Source organism: Pragia fontium (genome assembly GCF_900638655.1).
Lineage (GTDB): Bacteria > Pseudomonadota > Gammaproteobacteria > Enterobacterales > Enterobacteriaceae > Pragia > Pragia fontium.
Genome location: NZ_LR134531.1, coordinates 596325 through 617126 on the forward strand (window position 1 = coordinate 596325; position 20802 = coordinate 617126).

A 20802-nucleotide genomic window follows, 5' to 3' on the forward strand; every position below is an offset into this window, starting at 1 on the left:
CTAATGGTCAGTGGACGGATAAGGTCTTCCTGTCATTGGACGGAACATTAAGCGCTAGCGACCAACTTGTGGGTCAGTTTGGTAATGCTTCGGCGCTGGAGCCAAGTAGGTCTTATTCTAATGAAACGGCGATGATCGATATTCCGATCCGTTTCCGCGGTGATGCCTATCTGATCGTGATGACCGATGGCAACAATAACGTTGATGAATACCCGAATGAAAATAACAATAACAAAGCAATACGCATCTATATCGAACCGATACCTTTCAGCGATCTGGTCACCAGTGATGTTGTAGCGCCGGATCAGGTGGTGCACGGCACGGTTATTGATGTGGGTTATCGAGTGAGTAATTTAGGCAGCGCTCCAACTCGTGGGCTATCAACGACACTGGATTCCTGGACGGATACCGTCTGGCTGGCGCGCGATAAACGGCGGCCGGGAGCGGGTAAAGGCGATGTGTTGTTAGGTAGCTTTAAACACGTTGGGCATTTGGCGGTCGGTGAAGATTATCTGAATCAGGTGCAGGTCACCGTTCCGAAAAATACCTATAGCGGTGAGTACTTTATTACCGTCTGGAGCGATAGTTACGATGTAATTCTGGAAGATACGTTAGCGGTGAATATCAACCCTGACGATCCTACTCAGTTTGACAATAATAACTACAAAGCCCGTCCAATGAAGGTGCTGGGTATCGTGAAAACGCTGTCCGATCTGTCGGTCACTCGCGTTGTTGCGCCGTCCGAACAGTTTTCGGGTGGCGATTATACCTTCAGCTATACCGTGGAAAACGGTGCAAATCCGCTCAGTGGCACGTGGAGTGATGTGGTTTATCTGAGTGATACACCGGATTTAAAAGATGCCAAGAAACGTTGGTTTTTGGGTTACTTTGCTCAATCTCGCGAGCTGGGAACCGGTGAATCCTACACCGTTACCGAAACGCTGCCATTAGCCCCATCGGTTGAGGGACGTTATTTAGTGGTGGTCTGTGACACGTTCAATCAGATTGGCGAAACGGACGAAACCAATAATAGCGGCGCTGCTATTTCAGTGGTCACTGCACAGCCATCGGATCTGCGGGTGACCAAGATTGTGGTTGAGCCAGAGAACTTCTCTGGGGAATTGACGCCAATAACCTGGACGGTAACCAACTTTGGCGCTGACGTCTGGTCCGGCACGCGGAACTGGTTGGATGCGGTTTATATTAGTACCGATCCGACCTATATCCCTAGCCGAGTAACGCTGTTGGGAACGTTAGCTCACGCTAATATTGAGGGGCTGGCAGCACAGGCCAGCTACACTGCGAGTGCCGAGTTTGCCTTGCCTGCCGGCGCGGATGGGCAGTATTATATCTATGTGGTGACCGACAGTGCCGCCTATGGCGATCGACGTGATTCAGCTGAACAGGCCAAAGGCGAGCTGTCGCAGGGGGATAATGCCAGCGCCTTGATCTACTATGCCGGTGATAAGAGTAATCTCGGTACGGTTTATGAAGGTTTAAGTAACAATAATAACCGCGCCAGCGCGACGTTGAACATTCATTACCGTGAACCGGATTTACAGATAGACCAGATTACGGTGTCTAATCCACAGCCTTCTTCCGGTGAGACCATCACCGCAACCTGGACCGTCACCAACCGCGGAACCCGTGCTACGCGAACCAAAGGATGGTTGGATGGTGTCTATTTGTCGCGCGATGCGGCGCTGGATGCCGGTGACTACCCGCTGGTGGATCGCGGTACTGAGTTTGAAGTTAAAACCAAAATCAAACAGGTTGGGCTAGCCGACTATTTACAGCCACAAGCGTCTTATACCCAATCCGCGACGTTTATGCTGCCGGAATCCATTGGCGGTGATTTCACGCTGTTTGTCAAAACCGATACTGCCTTTGGTTATAACCCGTATAACTCGGCACCGAGCACTATTCGTGACGGATTGGTAGGGCTGTCCATTATTACCGCCCAGACCGGCAGTGTGCAGGAGTTTCAGGATGAGGGGAATAACGTTGCCTCCATTCCGTTACCGATTACATTAGCCGTTCCACCGGACTTACAGGTTGAATCCGTTAGCATTCCGCAACGGGTTCTGGCTGGTCAGCTGGTTACTATTGATTACCGCGTGGTTAATCGTGGTGGTAGTACGCCGGTCAAACAGTCCGTTTGGTTCGATGCGGTTTATCTGTCCAAAGACCGTTTCCTTGACGTGAGAAAAGATCGCTATTTGGGATATCACGAACATCGGAACGGCTTGGCTCAGAATGCCAGCTATGACCAGACGGTGACTTTCAAAGTTCCTAACGATCTGGAAGGGCCGTGGTACGTCTTCGTGATTACCGATCCGGCCTATACCTTGGGAAGCGGTGAGTTTGGTCGGGTGCGAGAGTTTGGCAATGAGCAAAACAACGCGCTGGCGGCAACCCAGCCACTACTGATAGAAGTCGCGCCACCGGCAGATCTTCAGGTAACCGAAGTTACCATGCCATCTCGGGCAGAGATTGGCGATACGATCGACATTAACTTCCGGGTTATCAATGATTCGATTAATACCGCCTATGGTCGTTGGACGGATGCCTTCTACCTGTCGCAGGATACTGATTGGGATTTAAGCGATATTCAACTAGGTAAAGTGGCACATATTGGCGATCTCAATGCTAATCAGGCTTACAGCAACAGCCTTAGTGTGCGTTTACCTCCGCTAAAAGATGGGTTCTGGCGCATTATTGCCCGTCCGGATATTTATAATGAGGTTTACGAAGGGCCGATTATTTACACCGAAGAGGGGCTGATTGTCGCGCCGGGTGAGGCCAATAACTTCTTTGCTTCCAGCTCCACCCTACAGGTTATCGTACCGGAGTTGCCGCTGGATTATCCGTTGTCGAGTACCCTGAGCGCCGGTCAGGAACGGCTATACAAAGTGACCGTTCCGGCAGGTGAAACGCTGCGTGTTAGCCTCAGTGCCCAAGGGAAAAACGGCAGTAATGAAATCTATATCCGCTATGACGATACCCCGACCAGCTCGGCGTTTGACGCCGCTTATAGCGAGCCGCTGTCGGCGAATCAGCAAGCGTTAATTACAACCACGAAAGCCGGGGTTTATTACGTACTGGTGCGTTCTCGCCATGGTGAACCGGATATGCCGATCGTGTTATTGGCGGAACTCCTGCCGTTGACGGTCACCAAAGTCACGCCGGATCACGGTGGGATCGGTACTGAGCAGCATCGTTGGGTGACGCTGGATATCCACGGTGCCCGCTTCAGCGCCGGGGCGCTGGTGAAACTGTCTCGTCCTAATGTGTTTGAGGCTGAACCTGAGCGCTGGCAGGTGCTGGATGCTACCCATATTCGAGCGGTGTTTGATCTGCGTAAATTCCCAATGGGGCTTTACGATGTGGTGGTGATCAATCCAAACGGTGAGCGAGTCGTAGAAGCGCAGCGTTATTTAGTGGAGCGCGGTGTTGAAGTGGACGTCACCATCGGACTAGGCGGTGACTATACCTTGACGCCGGGCGCTAATGGCGTTTACAGCATTTCTCTGCAAAGCCTGACCAATCTGGATACCCCTTACGTTCGCTTTGAGTTTGGCATTCCTGAGCTGGGTTACAGCCAATATTTATTGCAGGACTTAGCGTTGCCGTATGCCGTTTTCGGTAGCAATGTGGCCGGTCAACCGGCAGGCATCACCTTGGATCAGGCCGGAAATACGCGGATCTATGGGGAGACGCCGACCGACGGTACGCTGCGTCATGACATTCCATGGGCCAGTTTGGACGGTACGCAGAATCTTGACGGTTATAATTTGGCTCCCGGCTATGCATTTGATGTGCAGGCAGGCGGTTTTGTCGGCATGAGCTTTAATGTGCAGACTTGGCCAGGGCTGAACGAATGGGTCAATTACGACTTTGAAGGGCTGCGCCATGCACTTTACATGCTGCACCCGGAATGGCGTGAACAGGGCGTGTTAGACCGCGGCGTACAGGATCTGGATAAACTGTCTAAAGGGCTGACGCAGAAATTCCTGTCTTCCGATCCGGAAGAACATCTGACTAAACTGGAAATGTTGGCGATACCTTTCCGCTTGAACATTGTTGCTGCGGCAACGCCGTTAACCCGGGAAGAGTTTATTGTCGACCAGATAGCTCATGCGAAGAAACTGCGCACGGCGATTCTCAATGACGAAGAGGCACCGGTTGCGCTATCAACGCTGGCGGCAGATGAAGCACAGTGGAACGCAGGATGGCTTGGTGCATTGGAGGCGGCAGGGTTATTGCGTCCGCTTGATGAAGCACCACCAATTCGTAACAATCCGCTGGTGGTGAGCCTGAATGCTACATTAGCCAGCGGCATTCTGTTAGCGAAAGGCAATGAAATTTATCGCACGCAGGCTGATATTCTTGGCTTCTTTAGTCAGGTTCAGATGTGGTATGGCGATACCGCCCGGTATGAGGGCGATCCTCAAGGGGCTATAGCAGAAATTGAATACTACGAAACGCGTACTGATGATGAAAGTAACAGCGTCTCGATACCTGTTCCTGCCATGGCCGATCGGGATAGCTTCAACCAGAACGCTAGCCAGAAAACCCACTTTATTAACTTCAATATTTTCGCCGGTAATCTGACCGAACTAGAGTATCTACGCCATATTGGCCGCTTGGATAGTCAGTTCCGCCCGGTGGATGCGCAGGCGCTGAACCTGTTGCAGTATCTGCAACTGAAAACGCTGCAGGATGGCGACACCACGATTGCTATCAGTGTGCAGCCACCTCAGGCGGTCATTGCCGAAGATGGTAACCGCTATGTGCCGTCTGACACAGCATTACCTTATACCCTTGCTTTCAGTAACACCGGTGAATCGTCGGTGGGTGAAATCCGTATTGTGACTCAACTGGACGATAACCTTGATTTGCGATCGTTCCGTCTGGGAGATATCAAAGTTGGTGATATTAATGTGCATATCCCAGCTGGTAGAGGCAATTTCCAGGGTGACTTTGACTTTACCGCCAATAAGGGGTTTGTCCTGCGGGTTAGTGCCGGTCTGGATCTGGATGGTCGTATTGCGACCTGGTTGTTGCAGGCGATAAGCCCGGATACCGGGGAAGTCTTACGTGATATGAACCGAGGCCTGTTGGCGCTGGTGGGTAGTGATGCCCAGCTAAGACAAGGATTGGTGAGCTACAGCATTGTTGCGGCAGTTGGCGCGGATACCGGAGCGGATATTACCACGTCTGCCCGCGTGATTTTCGATGAGATGCCACCGATTGAAAGTAGCGCTTCAATGCTGAAGTTAGATGCACAGGCACCGCAAACCGTGCTGGCCGTGACCGAGCTGGGCAATAATCAGCAGGGTCTGCCAACGTTTGATATCGGTTGGAAAGCCGAAGATGACGCCAGCGGTGTGCGTTCGGTAACTATTTATGTTGCCGAAGACGGCGGTGATTTCCAAATCTGGCTTGGACAGCAGGATCCTCAAATCACACAGGCGCAGTTTATTGGTGAAGCCGGTAAACGCTATGAGTTTTTGGCGGTCGCCACCGATATGGCCGGTAACCGCGAGAGGGTTAACGTGGCTCAGGCAGTATTGCCTGATGACGGCGCTCGTCAGCAGGCTATGGAGGAGCTTGGAGTACTGCCATCGTTGGAGCAAAGTGCAGAAATGCCGCTGGCAACGCCGGATCGCAGCTATCCGGCTAACCCGCTGTTTGAACAAGCGAATGATTATCTGCCGGGAACGGTGGTCAGCAGTCAGGTTGGCGATTTGCAAACCGTGCTGGCACCGTTCGCACTACGTAGTTTTGCCCAAGGCTTTAGCTATAGCGACGGCGATCTGGGTGCTCAAGGGCTGATTGAACTCACCGACGGTAGCTTGCTGTTAAGCGCCGGTATACGGCGTAATGAAATTTATCATTTCGGTCAAAAAGGGGGTCGCAATACCAAGCCACTATTTACCCTTGATGTGCCGGTTATTGATATGGCCATCGATCGGTTGGAACAGCTGTGGGTGATGACTGGTGCTGAACTGCTGCTGGTTGATATCAACAGCGGAGCGATTATTCAACGTATCACCGGGCCGGGGGATGAACCACTGACCCATGCGTTGGCGATTCATCCGCAGAGCGGTGAGATTTACCTGTCATCGGGTAACGGAGTTGAAATCTTTAATCCTGAAGATCAACGCTGGCGTCACTTTAGCAATCTACGGGTTGGCGATCTGGCCTTTGCGCCAGACGGTCGGCTGTGGGGCGTAAAATGGAGTGGTTCAGAGATTAGCAGCGCAGCTGCGAATGCAAGTACCGATATTGTGAGTTTCCCAATGAGCGGTCGTCATATGGGGCGTGCTGAGTTGGAATATCGCCTCAATGGGGTAATTGACAGTATCGCCTTTGGTGCTGAAAACAGTGAGCTGGCTGGTGTGATGTTAGCCTCCAGTAATCTGAAGCAACGTTCGACCCATCGTTATGATGATAAGACTCCGCATCAGGCATCGCTTTGGATGGTCGAACTGGCAAGTCGACGGGTATTACCGCTGGCAACCGGTGGAACTCGCGGTGAGTCGGTCATAGTGACCGCCGATGGGCGCATTCTGGTGGCGCAAACCGGTCATGTAGATGAGATAGCCCGGGCACGTCCACCGAAAGTGATTGCGGTTAGCGTTGCTGACGGAGCGCTGGTTCCTCTACCAATGCGCAGCATCAGCGTGGTATTCGATCAGCCGATGTGGCAAGGGCAAGATGATGAAGGTAGCGTGTTCAATGAACAGAACTACGTTCTGACTCAGGACTCTGATGATGAAACCTTGGTGATCAATCCAGATAAAGTGACCTGGGATGCCGAGACGCGTACGGCCTGGTTAACGGTTAGCGGATTACGAGCGGGGCAATGGCAGCTTGAGGTATGCCGCAACCTGTGCAGTGAGATTGGCATGATGATGGAGCATAGCTGGATTAGCAGCTTCACCGCGCTAAATGATATGAGCAGTCAGCTACAGCTGGCGTTCTCTAACACCCGTGGCGATCGGGCTACTGGCGCAGTCAGCTATGACGTTAGCGTCACCAATATTGGTACTGACGATCTGAATGGACCGTTGATGCTATTGCTGGATCCGGGGCGTTATTTTAGCGGTGGCGTACTTGACGCAGTTCTGGGAGATGGCGATCGTCATGGTTTGTGGGTGCTGGATCTTAGCTCAGCCATTGCCTTGTTGGGTGGTAAGTTAAGGGTTGGCGTAACGCTCAGCGATATTACCGTTACGGTGGTACCGGCAGAAAACTTCACCACTCGGGACGGTTTAACGGCGCTGGTGAAGGCGAATCTGGGACACGGCGTTTACGCCATGCCTCAGGATAACCAATTACCGAAGTTGAGCATTCCGGGGATTCAGCCTTATATGCCAGAAGCTTCTATATTGCCAAATGCACAGGTAGGGGTTTTCTGGAGTACTGAGATTGAAGCGATAGATGTTGATGGTTCTCTCTTCTGGTGGCAACTGGTTCATGCCCCGAGCGGCGTTACTCTTACACCATCTGAGAAAGTTGAAACTAAGGATGATGGCTATTACAACCGTGCGACGTTGAGTTGGACGCCTGATGAGAGCGCTGACCATGCGTGTGAAATTTTGGTGCGAGTACAGGACAGCCGTGGTGGCGCTACATATTGTACTTACCAACTTTCGGTAGATGGCGGTAACCATGCTCCTGTTATTGATGTAACACCGGAATATCGGTTAGCTGAAGGGCAATCATTGTCATTACCAATTTCAGTGAGCGATGAAGATGGTGATGTAGTAACTGTGATAGCACGCAATTTGCCTGCTGGAGCCGTATTTGATGCCGAGTCGCGGATATTGAGTTGGACACCTGACTATGAGCAGGCGGGTGTTTATGATGACATTATTTTTACCGTCAGCGATGGTAAATCTACCGTCAGTAAGCGCATTATCATCACCGTTACCCAAGCCTATCCTAATCCTCAGCTAATTATGTTGGGTGAACAACAGCTGCGTGAAGGCGAACGCTTTACCTTGCAACTGAACGGCAGCGTGCCCGGTGGTTTAGTTCAGCCTCGGGGGGCTTCGGTTAAGCTGGAATATATCACTACCTGGTTGCCAGGTGGTGCCTTGCTGAATGCCGATACCGGTTGGTTTGAATGGACACCGGGCTTTAATCAGCACGGCAGTTATAACGTACCGATTATTCTGAAGGCTGTTTGGACTGCTCTTGATGGCAGTGTGGAGTACAAGACGGTTGAGGAAGAATTGCATCTCAATGTGGCTAACGCCAACGGTGCGCCGATCTTTGAACCGATGTCGACCTGGCGCGTGCTGGAAGGGCAACCGTTGCGTATTAGCGTCTTTGCCTTCGACCCGGATAATCCGAATTATGAACCGCCTGCCCGAATTAACCCGGAAGCGGGGCTGGTTGGTGATGAGGTTACTGCACCAACGGTACAATATACGGTAGATGGCTTGCCGGAAGGCGCGGTGTTTGATGAAGACGCTATTGAGATTGTTTGGACACCGAGCTATTCACAGGCGGGCAGTTACCGTATTCAGGTCACTGCTACCGATGATGGTGACGGTACCGGTATACCGGCTACCAGTCATTTAACTGTCGCGATTGAAGTTGAAAACGCTAACCGTCCACCGCAACTTGCCGATATTAGCAACGCGTTTGTGAATAAAGGCGAGGTGTTGGAGGTGCCGATCTCGGCCACGGATGCCGACGGTAATCCGATTGAATTAACCTTCAGTGGCTTGCCATCTTTCGCTCAATATACGGCTAATCCACCGTCGGCTGATGGGGTAGCCGGTGGGGTGCTGCGTTTCATGCCGGGGGATGGCGATCGCGGCGATTATACGATTACCGTTACCGCCAGTGATAACGGTGACGGCAACGTTCATCAGATACTGACAGAGAGCAAGAGTTTTGTTCTGACGGTGGTGAGCTTGACTGAGGCACCAGTGCTGATAGCGCCAAAACAGGTGGTTGCGCTGGAGAATCAACCGCTGTCGATTGCGTTGCTGGCAACCGATGCCGATCAGGATGCACTAAATTGGCGTTGTGAAGGTTTACCAACGGGGGCGACGCTCACGCCAGCGGTGCAGTATGGTCATGCAACGCTACGCTGGACGCCGGGCAGCGGTACCAGCGGTAGCTATGATATGATGCTGGTGGTCACCGATAGTGGACTGCCGCCAGCAGATGCCGGTCATGCTATTCCAGAAAACCCAGTACCGAATGAGGTACGTCATACTCTGCGTATTGTGGTGCGTACCACTAATACGGCGCCAGAACTGTTGGGCATGGAAGTGGACGGCCAACCGTTGAACGATCCGGGTCAGGATGATGTGGTGAATATTGCTGCGGCGGAAGGACAGCCGCTGGATATCACCCTGTTTGGTCACGATCGGGACGGTGACGTGCTGACGTGGAGCATTGGTAACTTGCCGCGCGGTATGAAATTAACGCCGACGGAGAACGGCGATCGGGCCGTGCTGAGTTGGACGCCAGATATGCTGGCTGCGCAGGACAGCAACACCGGTACGCCGGGACATTGGGGGTTAACCGTAACCTGTAGCGATGGGGCTGCCAGCTTCACTCGCACATTGGACATTGCCGTTGCCAATGTTAATCAGCCACCGCGCATTTTGCCGGTACCGCTACAGTTGATTAATGAAGGGGAAACCCTGAGCTTTACCCTACGGGCGATAGATGCGGATCTGGATGCCTTAATGATGAATCTGGTGTATGACGAAAACACGCCTCAGGGAGTGTATTTCGATGGTTCCAGCGGTTATTTCGAATGGACGCCAGATTTTGACGTGGTTGATAACACGAACGGCATCGATCGTGCCTTTATCTTTACCTTCCGGGTTACCGATGGTGAAGCGGAGAGCTTCCAACGGGTTCAGGTTCGGGTGTTTGACGTTAACCGTGCACCAGTGGTGACCGTTAACAACTTTGCTCGCGTAGTCGGGGATACCTTTGAGTTGCCGGTAACGTTAGGCGGCAGTGAACAACGGGGTATTAACGCCATCGATCCGGATGGCGAGGAACAGACTCAGGCATTAAGCGTCAGTTTCCCTCATTTACCCGAGGGTGCACGATACGATCGGGCGCAGCAGCGCTTGGTTTGGACGCCGGGGCCGGGACAGATTGACGACCATGTGGTCACCGTTGAGGTTTCCGACGGTTACGATACGACGCGGCGCAATTTTGTGCTGCGTGTGGTGGCGGATGCGACGGAAAATGCACCGAGCATTTTGATTAATGCCACACCGGATACGCCAGTATTGCCGGGGCAGAAAGTGGTGATTACCGCTCGGGCTGAAGGTTGGAACGCTATTGATAGCCTCACGGTACAAATGCGTTACGGTGACAGTGACGAATGGCAGAATGTGGTGATAGACAGTGCCGGAAGACTCCATTTAACGCCGTCCGAAGCCGGAATTATGACGCTGCGGGTGACGGCAGTCGATTGTGATGGCTTTAGTAGTACCGCGACCCATATGTTGCGGGTACGCGATCCGCAGGACAATCAGGCACCAATTATTGCCTGGCACAACCTGTTAGAGCCGAACGGTGTACCGTTTACCTTGGATCAGCTAACGCCGTTAATGGTGAGAATAAGTGAACAACAGCTGATGGGATGGCGGCTACAAATCGCCATTGCCGGCAGCAATCAGTGGTATACCTTGGCGCAGCAAGAATACGTTGCTCATGATATCGATCAGATTTTGTCACTCGCCGAGTTGGATCCTCGTCAGTGGCGTAACGGGGTGTATCAGTTGCGCTTCACCGCTTGGGATCTGATGGATCGAACCAGCGAAATCGAGACGCTGATCATTATTGACAGTGCCAATAAATCGCTACGTACGATAACGCAAATCGATGCACTGGTAAGCCTTGGTGGGCACAGTGTCGCACTGGGACGTCAATGGGATAATGAAGCCGGTAAAGTTGGTGGCGACTTCGGTAACTGGGCGCTCCCTTGGTTGAATATTGGATTAAGCAGCGACCAGCTGGCGACGTTGCCTTCAGGGGCAACTGCGGCCTGGCGTGATGGTGCTCGGGTCTGGTTGGTTATTCCGGCGGATCTGGCGGATCCTGCCAGCGGTAGCCATCACCTCAGCTTTACTCTGAATGCGGTCAGTGAACGCATTAGCACTAAGCCGGGCGCGCCGATTGTTTGGGCTGCTCATTTTAGTACCGATCGCGGCTGGCAACTGGCGGCACATGGTCAAGCTGCCGATATCAATCAGCCGCTGATGTTAATGGGCGATGCCCTTTACGATCAGGTCTCTGGCCTGCCATGGGTACCGGTTTGCTATACGTTAACCGGGCCAGACGGTAGCCGTTATGAACTGGATCGTTTAGGCCGTATTACGCGCATCACTTTCAGCGATGGGGTTGATTGGCTGGTTTCCGATGCGGGTATTGCATTGGTCGGTGGCGATCTGCGCGATCGCATCGATATTCAACGTGATAGCGCCGGGCGTATTATCCGGATTATTCATCCGAATGCTCAGCGTGACATACAGACCACCATTTATCGTTATGACGACAGCGGACGTTTATTGCTGATACGTAAACTCAGTGACCAACAGCCGGGCATGCCAATGGTGTATCTGGCCGATGGTACACCGTTAACGGCATCATTAACCGCTAATTTAGGCGCGGTGATTAACTGGGTGAATGGCGGTAGTAACGTTTGGCAGGGCAGCCTGAATACCTCTCAGGACACTAACCTGGCATTTGTTATCCGCGATAGTGAAATCGCCAGTATGGTGCATAAGCCTGGCATCTCGGGGGCAGTTATTGTGGCGCTGGCGGCCGAACTGCCTGCGGGAGCAACGCTGAACGTTACCGATGCTGCCATCATTTCAACGTCTACCCATCAAGGGAAAACCACTTATCTGCTGCGTATCACGCAGGGCGGAGCCAAACTGATTAGCCTGCGCGGTAGCGGTGAGGCACAGATCCGCCTATCGATCGTTGGCGACCTGAATCAGGATGGTAAGGTCGATGCCACCGATAGTAGCCAATGGGAGGCGCTGCTGCTGGCGCAGAATCTGGCCGGGGATCTAAACGGTGACGGGGTGATTGATAATCGCGATCGTCAGCTGTTGTATGCCAATACCGGCTTTAGGGCTAATCAACCGCCGCAGAACGTTGCTGTTAAAGAGCCGGTTCTGACTCACGTTGATCTTGGCGTACGTACCCGACTGGATGATATTGCCGTCGATCAAGAAGGTGAAGCGGTATTCTGGCGCATTTTGGACGGTACTCACGGTAGTGCGGTTCTGGCACCGGATGGACAGACGCTGATCTTTACCCCGGAAGCAGGCTATGCCGGTCCGGCAACCATTCGAGTACTGGCGGATGACGGTTTTGCCGCCGGCGAGCCGATTGAGATTGCCTTTACCATCAGTGATGCGAAATTACAGCGCATCTACATTCCTCGCCAGCCGGTGCTAGGCGTAGGGGAAATCATACCGCTGAATATTACCGGTGACTTTACCGATCAGCAGAACGTTGAACTGTTTGGTGATTACATTACGGTCACTGTTGATGACGATACGCTGCTCAGCGTTGATTATCTGGGGATGCTGAAAGGTTTAGCTGAAGGGAATACCCTGTATAGCGTTGCAGCAGGTGGTGTTGTAGCGATGAATGCGTTACGTATTGAAAGCATTCCCGCTTGGCCGTTAGCGGTGACTAATGATGATAATGCGGAAATTGATGTCTATCCAAACGCTATCATTTTGGAACAAGGAGGGGGTGAGAGGCAGTTGAAAGTCAGGTCAATCTTTGATGATACTGAGATTCATCAGGTCAGTATGGGAACACGTTATGCGGTGTCCCATGCCGATATTGCGGAAATCACTGCCGATGGTTTGGTCAGAGCTAAGGTTTCCGGTACGGGTTGTATCTATATCGTCAACGGTGGGCAATTGCAGATGGTTGAATTGCGTGTTGTTGAGGCGCAGAGCGGTTCGGTAGCTGTTAACGCTAAAGACGGTGCGGTAATTAGCGACAGTGATGGCAACAGCGTATCAATTCCACCGGGAGCGTTAGATAAGGATGTTACGGCTTCGATCGCTAAGAGAGAGTTGGCCGATATAGATCTGCCGTTACCGCCAACGGGGGTGTTAAATTCGTTAGCGGCAATACAGATTGATATTGGTGATAGCGATCCGCTATTACCTATGCAGTTGGCGATGCCTGTTTCTGGTGTGAAGGCAGGAACGGAAGTACTGTTCTTACGTGAGGGAATGGGGCTGGATGAAAACGGTGAACTACAGCCTATGTGGGTGGTGGTTGATAATGGTTTTGTCGGTAACGATGGTGTGGCGCGTACTGCAAGCCCGCCATTCCCTGGTGCTAGAGCTAATGGTACCTATCTCTGTACTTCCGGTGGAATCGAGCTAAATGAGGAAACCGGTAGTTTTAAGATAGTCGGTAAGTTGGATATGTTTGAAATGCTAAGCGTGATCGGACTTAGCATTGGCGTAGGTATCTTCCAGGGGGTCAAGTCGGGCGTATTGTCAGCGCTGGCGCTTTCCTCATACTTCTGGCGGGCAAATACGATTAGCTTTGACGGGGCTTATATAAGAAGCGACGTTGAGGTTAAATTAGAAGGAAATCTCATCGAATTTACCCCCAAAATTACTGAAAAGGGTTTAGCTGTAGACGCGCCAATCATTGACTTTTTCTCTATGCCTGTCGATTTTGAGGGGAATACCAGCGTTAATATTTCTGGAAAAGCGGCGAGAAATGGTGCTGATGTTGCGGCGGTAAAATATCGGTTGTGGATTCAGCCTAAGGGTTTTGATAGGGCGAAACAATCTAAAGAGCCGTTGAGTCATGGAATGATTTTGCAGCAGTTAGCCGAAGTGCGAAGCGATGCTTTTGGCATGACAAAGGGTCAATTCCGTTTTACATATATTGAGTTGCCGCGGGGGATCGCTTTATCCCAGCATGAGTTTGTTGTTGAGCGTATTGCGGGAGGAATTGATGACAATGGAGTCTTCCGTTATCACCGAAATGGTATCGATAGCAATAAGGTGCGGCCTAATAGGGAGGGCTTGAATCGCTTGACGCTAGTGGTGACTAGTTCATCGATTAATCTCTATGAAGATCATGGTGGACCTAGTGAATCTGGTGTAAATGCTCTGTCGTTGACCAGAAGTATTCAAGTTGATGAATCAGATAGGCCGTTGAATGGTTTGCTAAATGGGGGCAAAACCACTCAGGTCGCACTGGCTGAAAATGACGAAATAGCTTATGTGGCAGGTCGTAACGGTAAGATCTATGTAGTGGATTTGATCGCGGGTAAAGTCATTGAGACTTTAAGGGTACAGGGTAGCAATGCCAACATCAGTGCCCTGACGATTGCCAACGATTGGTTATATGTAGCAGAAGGCGATCGTTACGGTTCTGATGCTTCAGGGCCAGCCCGCTTGATGCGTATCAACATAAAGTGGTCAGATTTACAGGGCTATGGTCGCCAGCAGCAAATTCAGGGTATACCGGCTTCTACTTTGGGTTATTTTGATCTCGCTGTCAGCTACGATCGCTATTTGGCGATTACTGCCCCATTGACCTTTAGGAGTCTTGGTCATTACTTCAATGCGGCTAAGGGGGATGTTCACGTAATTGACCTGAAATTAGTCAATTCGGAGACAGGTAAACTGTCGAGTAAAGGGATGCATAGCGTTGCATTCTCCCAGCTAGGAGCGGGTAAGGGTGTTCAATATATTGTCGCGGGTAGTGAACCTGGTGAGTTTTTACTGGGTAGTTCACTGGCTTACAACCATGGATTAAGTGCTATTCGCACGATGCTGGATGCCAAAGGCAATATATCTGGTCTGATTAATGTGCGGGAAGCTGAATTGGCGCCTCCTTCAGGATATTTGCAGGAAAAATACCAGCAGAATATTCAGCGTACCAGCGGTGTTGTTTATCTGCTGCGTGGCGGAGAAGAGTATGCACTGATTGCGGACTATAATTTTATTTACTATTCACCAGCCTTTATGGCAGGTAACTATGAGGAAGCTGCGACGAAACAGGCTGGTGGCAAGATTGGTATCGTTCAAGATCCGTTTGGTAAACGTGGTGGGCCAATTTATTTGGGGGCAACTACGGCAATTATGGGCGGTGCAATTGATAAGCTGACGCTATCAACGGACAGTTCCCAACTGATTGGTACCGTATGGCAAGAAGATCCTCCGGGCAGCCCTGTTTCATCTTTTTACCACTACATTCTGGTGTGGAATGTTGATGGTTTGATGCGGGCTGTACTGAACTCGAATAATGGACCGCTAAAACCGTTGGATCGGAGTTTTATTGCTGGAACTAACAATGGAACACCTGTAGACAATTCGCAACCAATGAAGGTTGATAAGCTTTCATCGGACGGCGAAGGTACAGTGTTTGGCGTTAATGCAGCCGTTCAAACCGGTTCGGTGCTGAAGTTGCTGAAGCCGGGGATTAGCCTTAATGGCATAGAAGAAACCTTGGCTAAGCCGAAACCTATATTTGAATGGAAGATTGGCGGTGGGATTAAGCTGGTAGAGTTAACATTCTATCTTAGCGTACAGGCTTCAGGTAAGGGATTATGGCCAGACGATCCGCTGCCTAAACCGCAGAAGTTCGATACGATTACCGGTAAAGTCAATGACTACATCAGTCAAAACTGGCAGGGGGACAGAAATATTCGGCGTATTTACTCGCTAAAGAACATCGATCTAAGATGTCTTCCAGACTACGTTACGTATGATGAAGAGAGTGAAGTCTATGCGTTAGACACGGGTAAATTGGGTGATTTTAAACGCCTTACTGCCGGTCAGCCCTATTACTGGGGGATTGAGGTTAAATCCAAGAATAATACCTACCGTGGATTTAAAGCTTTTAACGTTGATGTGGTTAAATCGCAGAATAATCGGTTCCCCGCTGTTATCGTAGCAACGCACGGGTTCCAACCACCGCTTTCTGTTGATCCAATGTATGCTGCCGATACCGCTTCATTAGATCTAGCGGTACAGATCGTAGCCAGAAACGGCGGCAGTATTATTAAGATGGATAAGCTGACTGGCGGCGTGATGAAGTGGGAACCGAAACACGATCTGCGTACTGGAAAAACCAAAGATAGGAATTTTGTGCCTCTTGCACATGCCTCGAAAATTGATACCACTAAGCCTTTAATTATACTGGCCGACTGGGCTGATGAATCAGGTATTAATGACTCTGGCTTTGCTGAAGCGGCAGCCAGCTCACTGTTTGCCTTTATGGTGAGTCTCAACAGTAGCTTTAAGATCTTTGATTCCCCACTGCACTTTATCGGTCATAGTCGAGGGACATCGGTTAACAGTGAAGTCATTCAGCGACTGGGATTCTATTTCTCAAGGGTGGAAAATATTCATATGACCACTTTGGATCCTCATGAGTTTAAGCAGGCTTCATTGGATCTACCGGTGTCTCAAGCTATTTCTAGCGTGCAGAAAACGCTCACGTATGCATCATATGGTTCTTATGCTTTGGCACTGGCGGTTCCGTGGGCTGCGGGTGTGGCAATAGGAACTAGCCGGTTCTTAGAACGTATGGCGAAGGGCGTAGGGGTACTGAACAATATCGTTAAGTATTTGGGATTTGGCACGATTAAATATGCGGAGTTTTACGATCCTGACGTCATGATATGGAATAACATTGGCTTTGCCGATAACTACTATCAGACGCTGGGTAAAGTAAAAGGAACAACGCTAACGCCAAACGGTCGCGCAATTTCAGGAACCGCTGTCGATCTCCATCTGGACGGCAGAGCTTGGTTCGAAACCGATACGGAACTGAAATTCTTCGGGTTGGGCATTGCATTACCGCACAGCCGGGTGCAGGGCTGGTATTTGGGAACGGCCGATTTCTCCATGACTAAAGGGGATAATTTGACGGCAGGCTATAGCAATATATTTTGGCGTAATGGCTATGACTGGCGCTATGAGTTGGAGTCAGACAGCGGTATGGATTGGCAATCCTATGTTTTCAACGGCGTTACTGACAAAAATAACCAACCGGGTAATCCTTGGTATAACGCTTGGGAATACGAGTCTACGTCAGCTGCTTCTCATCAGCAGGATCCGGCTAAGCTTCCGTCGTGGGAAGGTGTTGGTGTTGGCTGGGCTTGGTCAGTACTGGGCGGAGCGACCTCAGCCGACTGGAAAGAGCAAAAGAGAAAATCTTCTTCCGTATCGTTCGATCCGAAAAATACAAATAATACTGAGTATGGCGGCAACCATGGAGAGTTCGGTGATGTTCATATCGTTGTTCCATCAGTGTTTAACGGTGATTTCCAAGCTAGTTATGCACCGGTTTATGGACGTCTGCCGCTGCACTGGTTGATTGGCGTATGGACTGAAATACCAGGTTGGTCCATGCAGGGAGGAATCAGAAATCCATCTCAGGGATTGAATCTTATCCCTCGCTTTAGTCAGGCTCGATTTGCCCAACTGACTAATAGGCTGCTTGCGTTGAATTATCCGCAGATAGTGATAGATAAGGTGGAGGATTTCTTTGAAACAGTTACCGGTGATGTGATTGAACAACTGATACAGAAAGGGTTTGAGGAGCTGAAGAAAATCAAACCGGGTGAGTTTTTGCAAAAGGTTAAGGAAATATTGCAGGTAGTGGTGCTGTCGACTGCGATTTCTCCAGAGGGAGTGGCTAAGGAAGTTCTCGAAGTGATTGCCGGGATGGTGGGTGAAAAATTCACTGATAAATTCAAGATGCCGGATCCGCCGGAGCTGATTGCGCTGGCTCAGGAGTATATATTTGATTATTCCTATCGCATATCGAGCCGTGAGGATGCTCTACAGCATGACTGGATGTTCTTTGATGAGGATGCATCGACATTAATGTTTAGTGCTGCATTTGGCAGGAGAATGTTTAAACCTGGTGCGGGATATACCCCGACTAAAGGAGGATGGGGAGAGGACGTTAAGCTGTTGGTGACTTTTGAATCAATGGGTGGTGTATGTTTTGCTCCTATCGCTGTTGATATTGATGAAAAGGATAATGGTGATAGAAAAGCGCGTCAGGTAACCATTCCAGTTGGAATGCAGGGCAAAGCGGGACGCTTTAGCTTCTCTATTTCAGCTAAAAAACAGGGTGATTACTATGCCGATATAGACAATGTAGTGGTCGGTAACAGTAGTAAGGGGGGTTCTGAAGCTGACTGGTTGCAGGAGGAGGTGGTAATGACGCGATTACGCCACCTTCCGCTGTTTCAGCCAGATGCGCCGGTAGCTCAAGGGAAAACCGCCGTTATATCATCGCCGTATGGGATGAGCGCTAAGCGGAAACGGGTAGCCAATTTGGCGTTCGAAACAATGAGCATCAACCCAATACTCACCAACGCCGAATTTGCCGACGGCAGCGGCTGGAGCACCACCGGCACGGTTGGTTTTGTCAGCAATACAGCGACCCTAACGGAAGCGGCGACCAGCCAAACCCGTTTGAATCAGGCGTTTGTGCTGGGAGAAAATCAGCGTTATCTCTCTTTCAGACTGACGGATATTGTGTTGGATGATGTGGATAACGGACCGGACGATGCCTTTGAGGTGGCGGTGATCGATGCGGCAAGCGGAATATCGTTATTGCCGTCTATCGGCGTTAGCCATAGCAATGCACTCTTCAATCTACAGGCTGACGATCAACTGCGGTTGGCGGATGGGGTTACTAGTACCCTGAATGCTGACGGTAGCCGTAGCGTGCTCATCGACTTGAGCGACGTAGCGGTGGGAACGGCGATTAATCTGTCGTTTGATCTGATTGGTTTTGGCCGGGGTCATGCGGCAACCCATAGTCAGGTAACTATCAGCAGACTACGTCTGGGTGAGTCTGCTAACGCTCCGTTGTATGCCTATAACGATATAGCGACGTTGAAGCAGGATACTCAGCTAACCCTAAACGTGATGGATAATGACGATCTGGGTGGGCTAACGGGTGTGACAACCAAGCTGGTGAAGGGGCCGGAGCACGGCAGTCTGGTACACAACGCTGACGGCAGCTTTACCTATACGCCAAATAACGGTTGGTACGGTCAGGACAGCTTCACTTATCAGCTGAGTGCCGGTTCCGTACTTTCCAACGTAGCTACGGTTATTCTTACGGTGGACAGCGTTAGCGGTGAAGTGGAAATGCATGCCTATAACGATACCGCAACGTTGGATCAGGATAGCCAGATAACGCTCAACGTGATGGATAACGACGATCTGGGCGGGCTGACTGGTGTGGTGGTGAAGCTGATTAAGGAACCTGAGCACGGTAGTTTGGTGCAGAATACCGACGGCAGCTTTACCTATATGCCAAATGCGGGTTGGTATGGTGAGGATGGCTTCACTTATCAACTTAGCGCTGGCTCTACGCTGTCTAACGTTGCCAGTGTCGCGTTGACGGTCATTCAGAGTGCGATTAATCATCCGCCGGTGGCGCAGGATATTCAGGCCACCTTGGATGAGGATGGCCGCCTGACGCTTGATTTGCTGTCTAACGCCAGTGATATTGATGGCGATACGCTAACCCTGCGTATTCTTAGTCAGCCAGAGCACGGTCAATTGCAGCTTAATGCGGATAATACCGTGACCTATATTCCACTGGCTGACTGGAGTGGTGAAGATAGCTTTAGCTGGACGGTTAACGATGGTGAGTATGATGCGGCTCCGGCTACCGTACGTCTGACGGTGACGCCAGTAGCGGATGTGCCACAGTTGATTCTCAGCGATGGGCAATATACTCGGGAACTGTTCCGCACCGGTTGGGAAAGCGTATCTACCATCGGTAGTTTAGGAACATTGCTGCAGCGCAGTGAGCTGGAGGGATGGAAACTGGTTACCGGGCCGGATAATTATCGCGGTGGAAAAAATGGTTTCAAAATCTGGGGTAGCAATGACCGGATGAAGAATGCCAAAGGACAGCTTAAAGTGGTTAAATCTGCCGCTGGCAATGGCAGAAACTGGTTAGAGTTGACCAATGCAGCGGGAACCATGGCACAAACCCTGGGTATTGAACGCAATATGGTGACGCAGGCTGACGTAAACTATCAGTTAAGTTTAGATGTAGCCGGTTGTCTGGGCTTTAGTGCGGACTATACCCGTATCGGTATCTATGTTGATGGTATACGTATCGGTAGCAGTGAAAGCGTCAGTGATAACAATGGGCTGAATTGGCAACCGTTGAGCCTGTCGTTTGTCGGCAAGGGCGGTAAGCAAACGCTGCGTATTGTTACCGAAGCGACCCAGTTCTCCAGTGAAGGACGTGGCATGATGGTAGATAACATTGGATTAACCGAGGTGTTATCCACCAATCAGGGAATGCAGGACACGCCAATATCCTTGTCAGCCATAAGTGCGGCGCTGACGGATACTGACGGCTCCGAAACGTTGCGTATGACGGTGGAGGATTTACCTGAAGGTAGCGTCTTGAGCGATGGCGTTCATCATTTCACTGCGACTAACGTTCAACGAACCGCGGATATTACCGACTGGCAATTAGCTCACTTAACGTTTACGCCACCGGCATCGTTCAGTGGTCAAGTGGTGTTAAAGGTTGTGGCAACGGCAACGGAGCAGGCTAATCAGGATAGTGCCAGTACTTCTGCGGCGTTGACCATTGATGTTCGCTCCGCCAACGGTGGTTAGTGTGATGTAGAAGTTAGCCTAACCAACGGAATGTTGATTCCGTTGGTTTAGGTGGTTAATCAGAAAACGTCAGATACCGATAGGTACTGACGTTTTTTTATTTGGTTTTTCAGTGTTCCTC

Annotated in this window: 1 protein-coding gene (cut by a window edge); it reads left to right on the forward strand. The window is 50.8% G+C overall.

All coding sequences use genetic code 11. The features are described 5' to 3' along the window. Positions 1-20681 carry the 3' portion of a CARDB domain-containing protein gene (locus tag EL341_RS02515; RefSeq protein ID WP_126466931.1) on the forward strand. It extends 12982 nt beyond the left edge of the window, so only the last 20681 of its 33663 coding nucleotides appear in the window; its start codon lies off the left edge, out of view; the stop codon is at positions 20679-20681. The last annotated feature ends 121 nt before the right edge of the window (positions 20682-20802 follow it).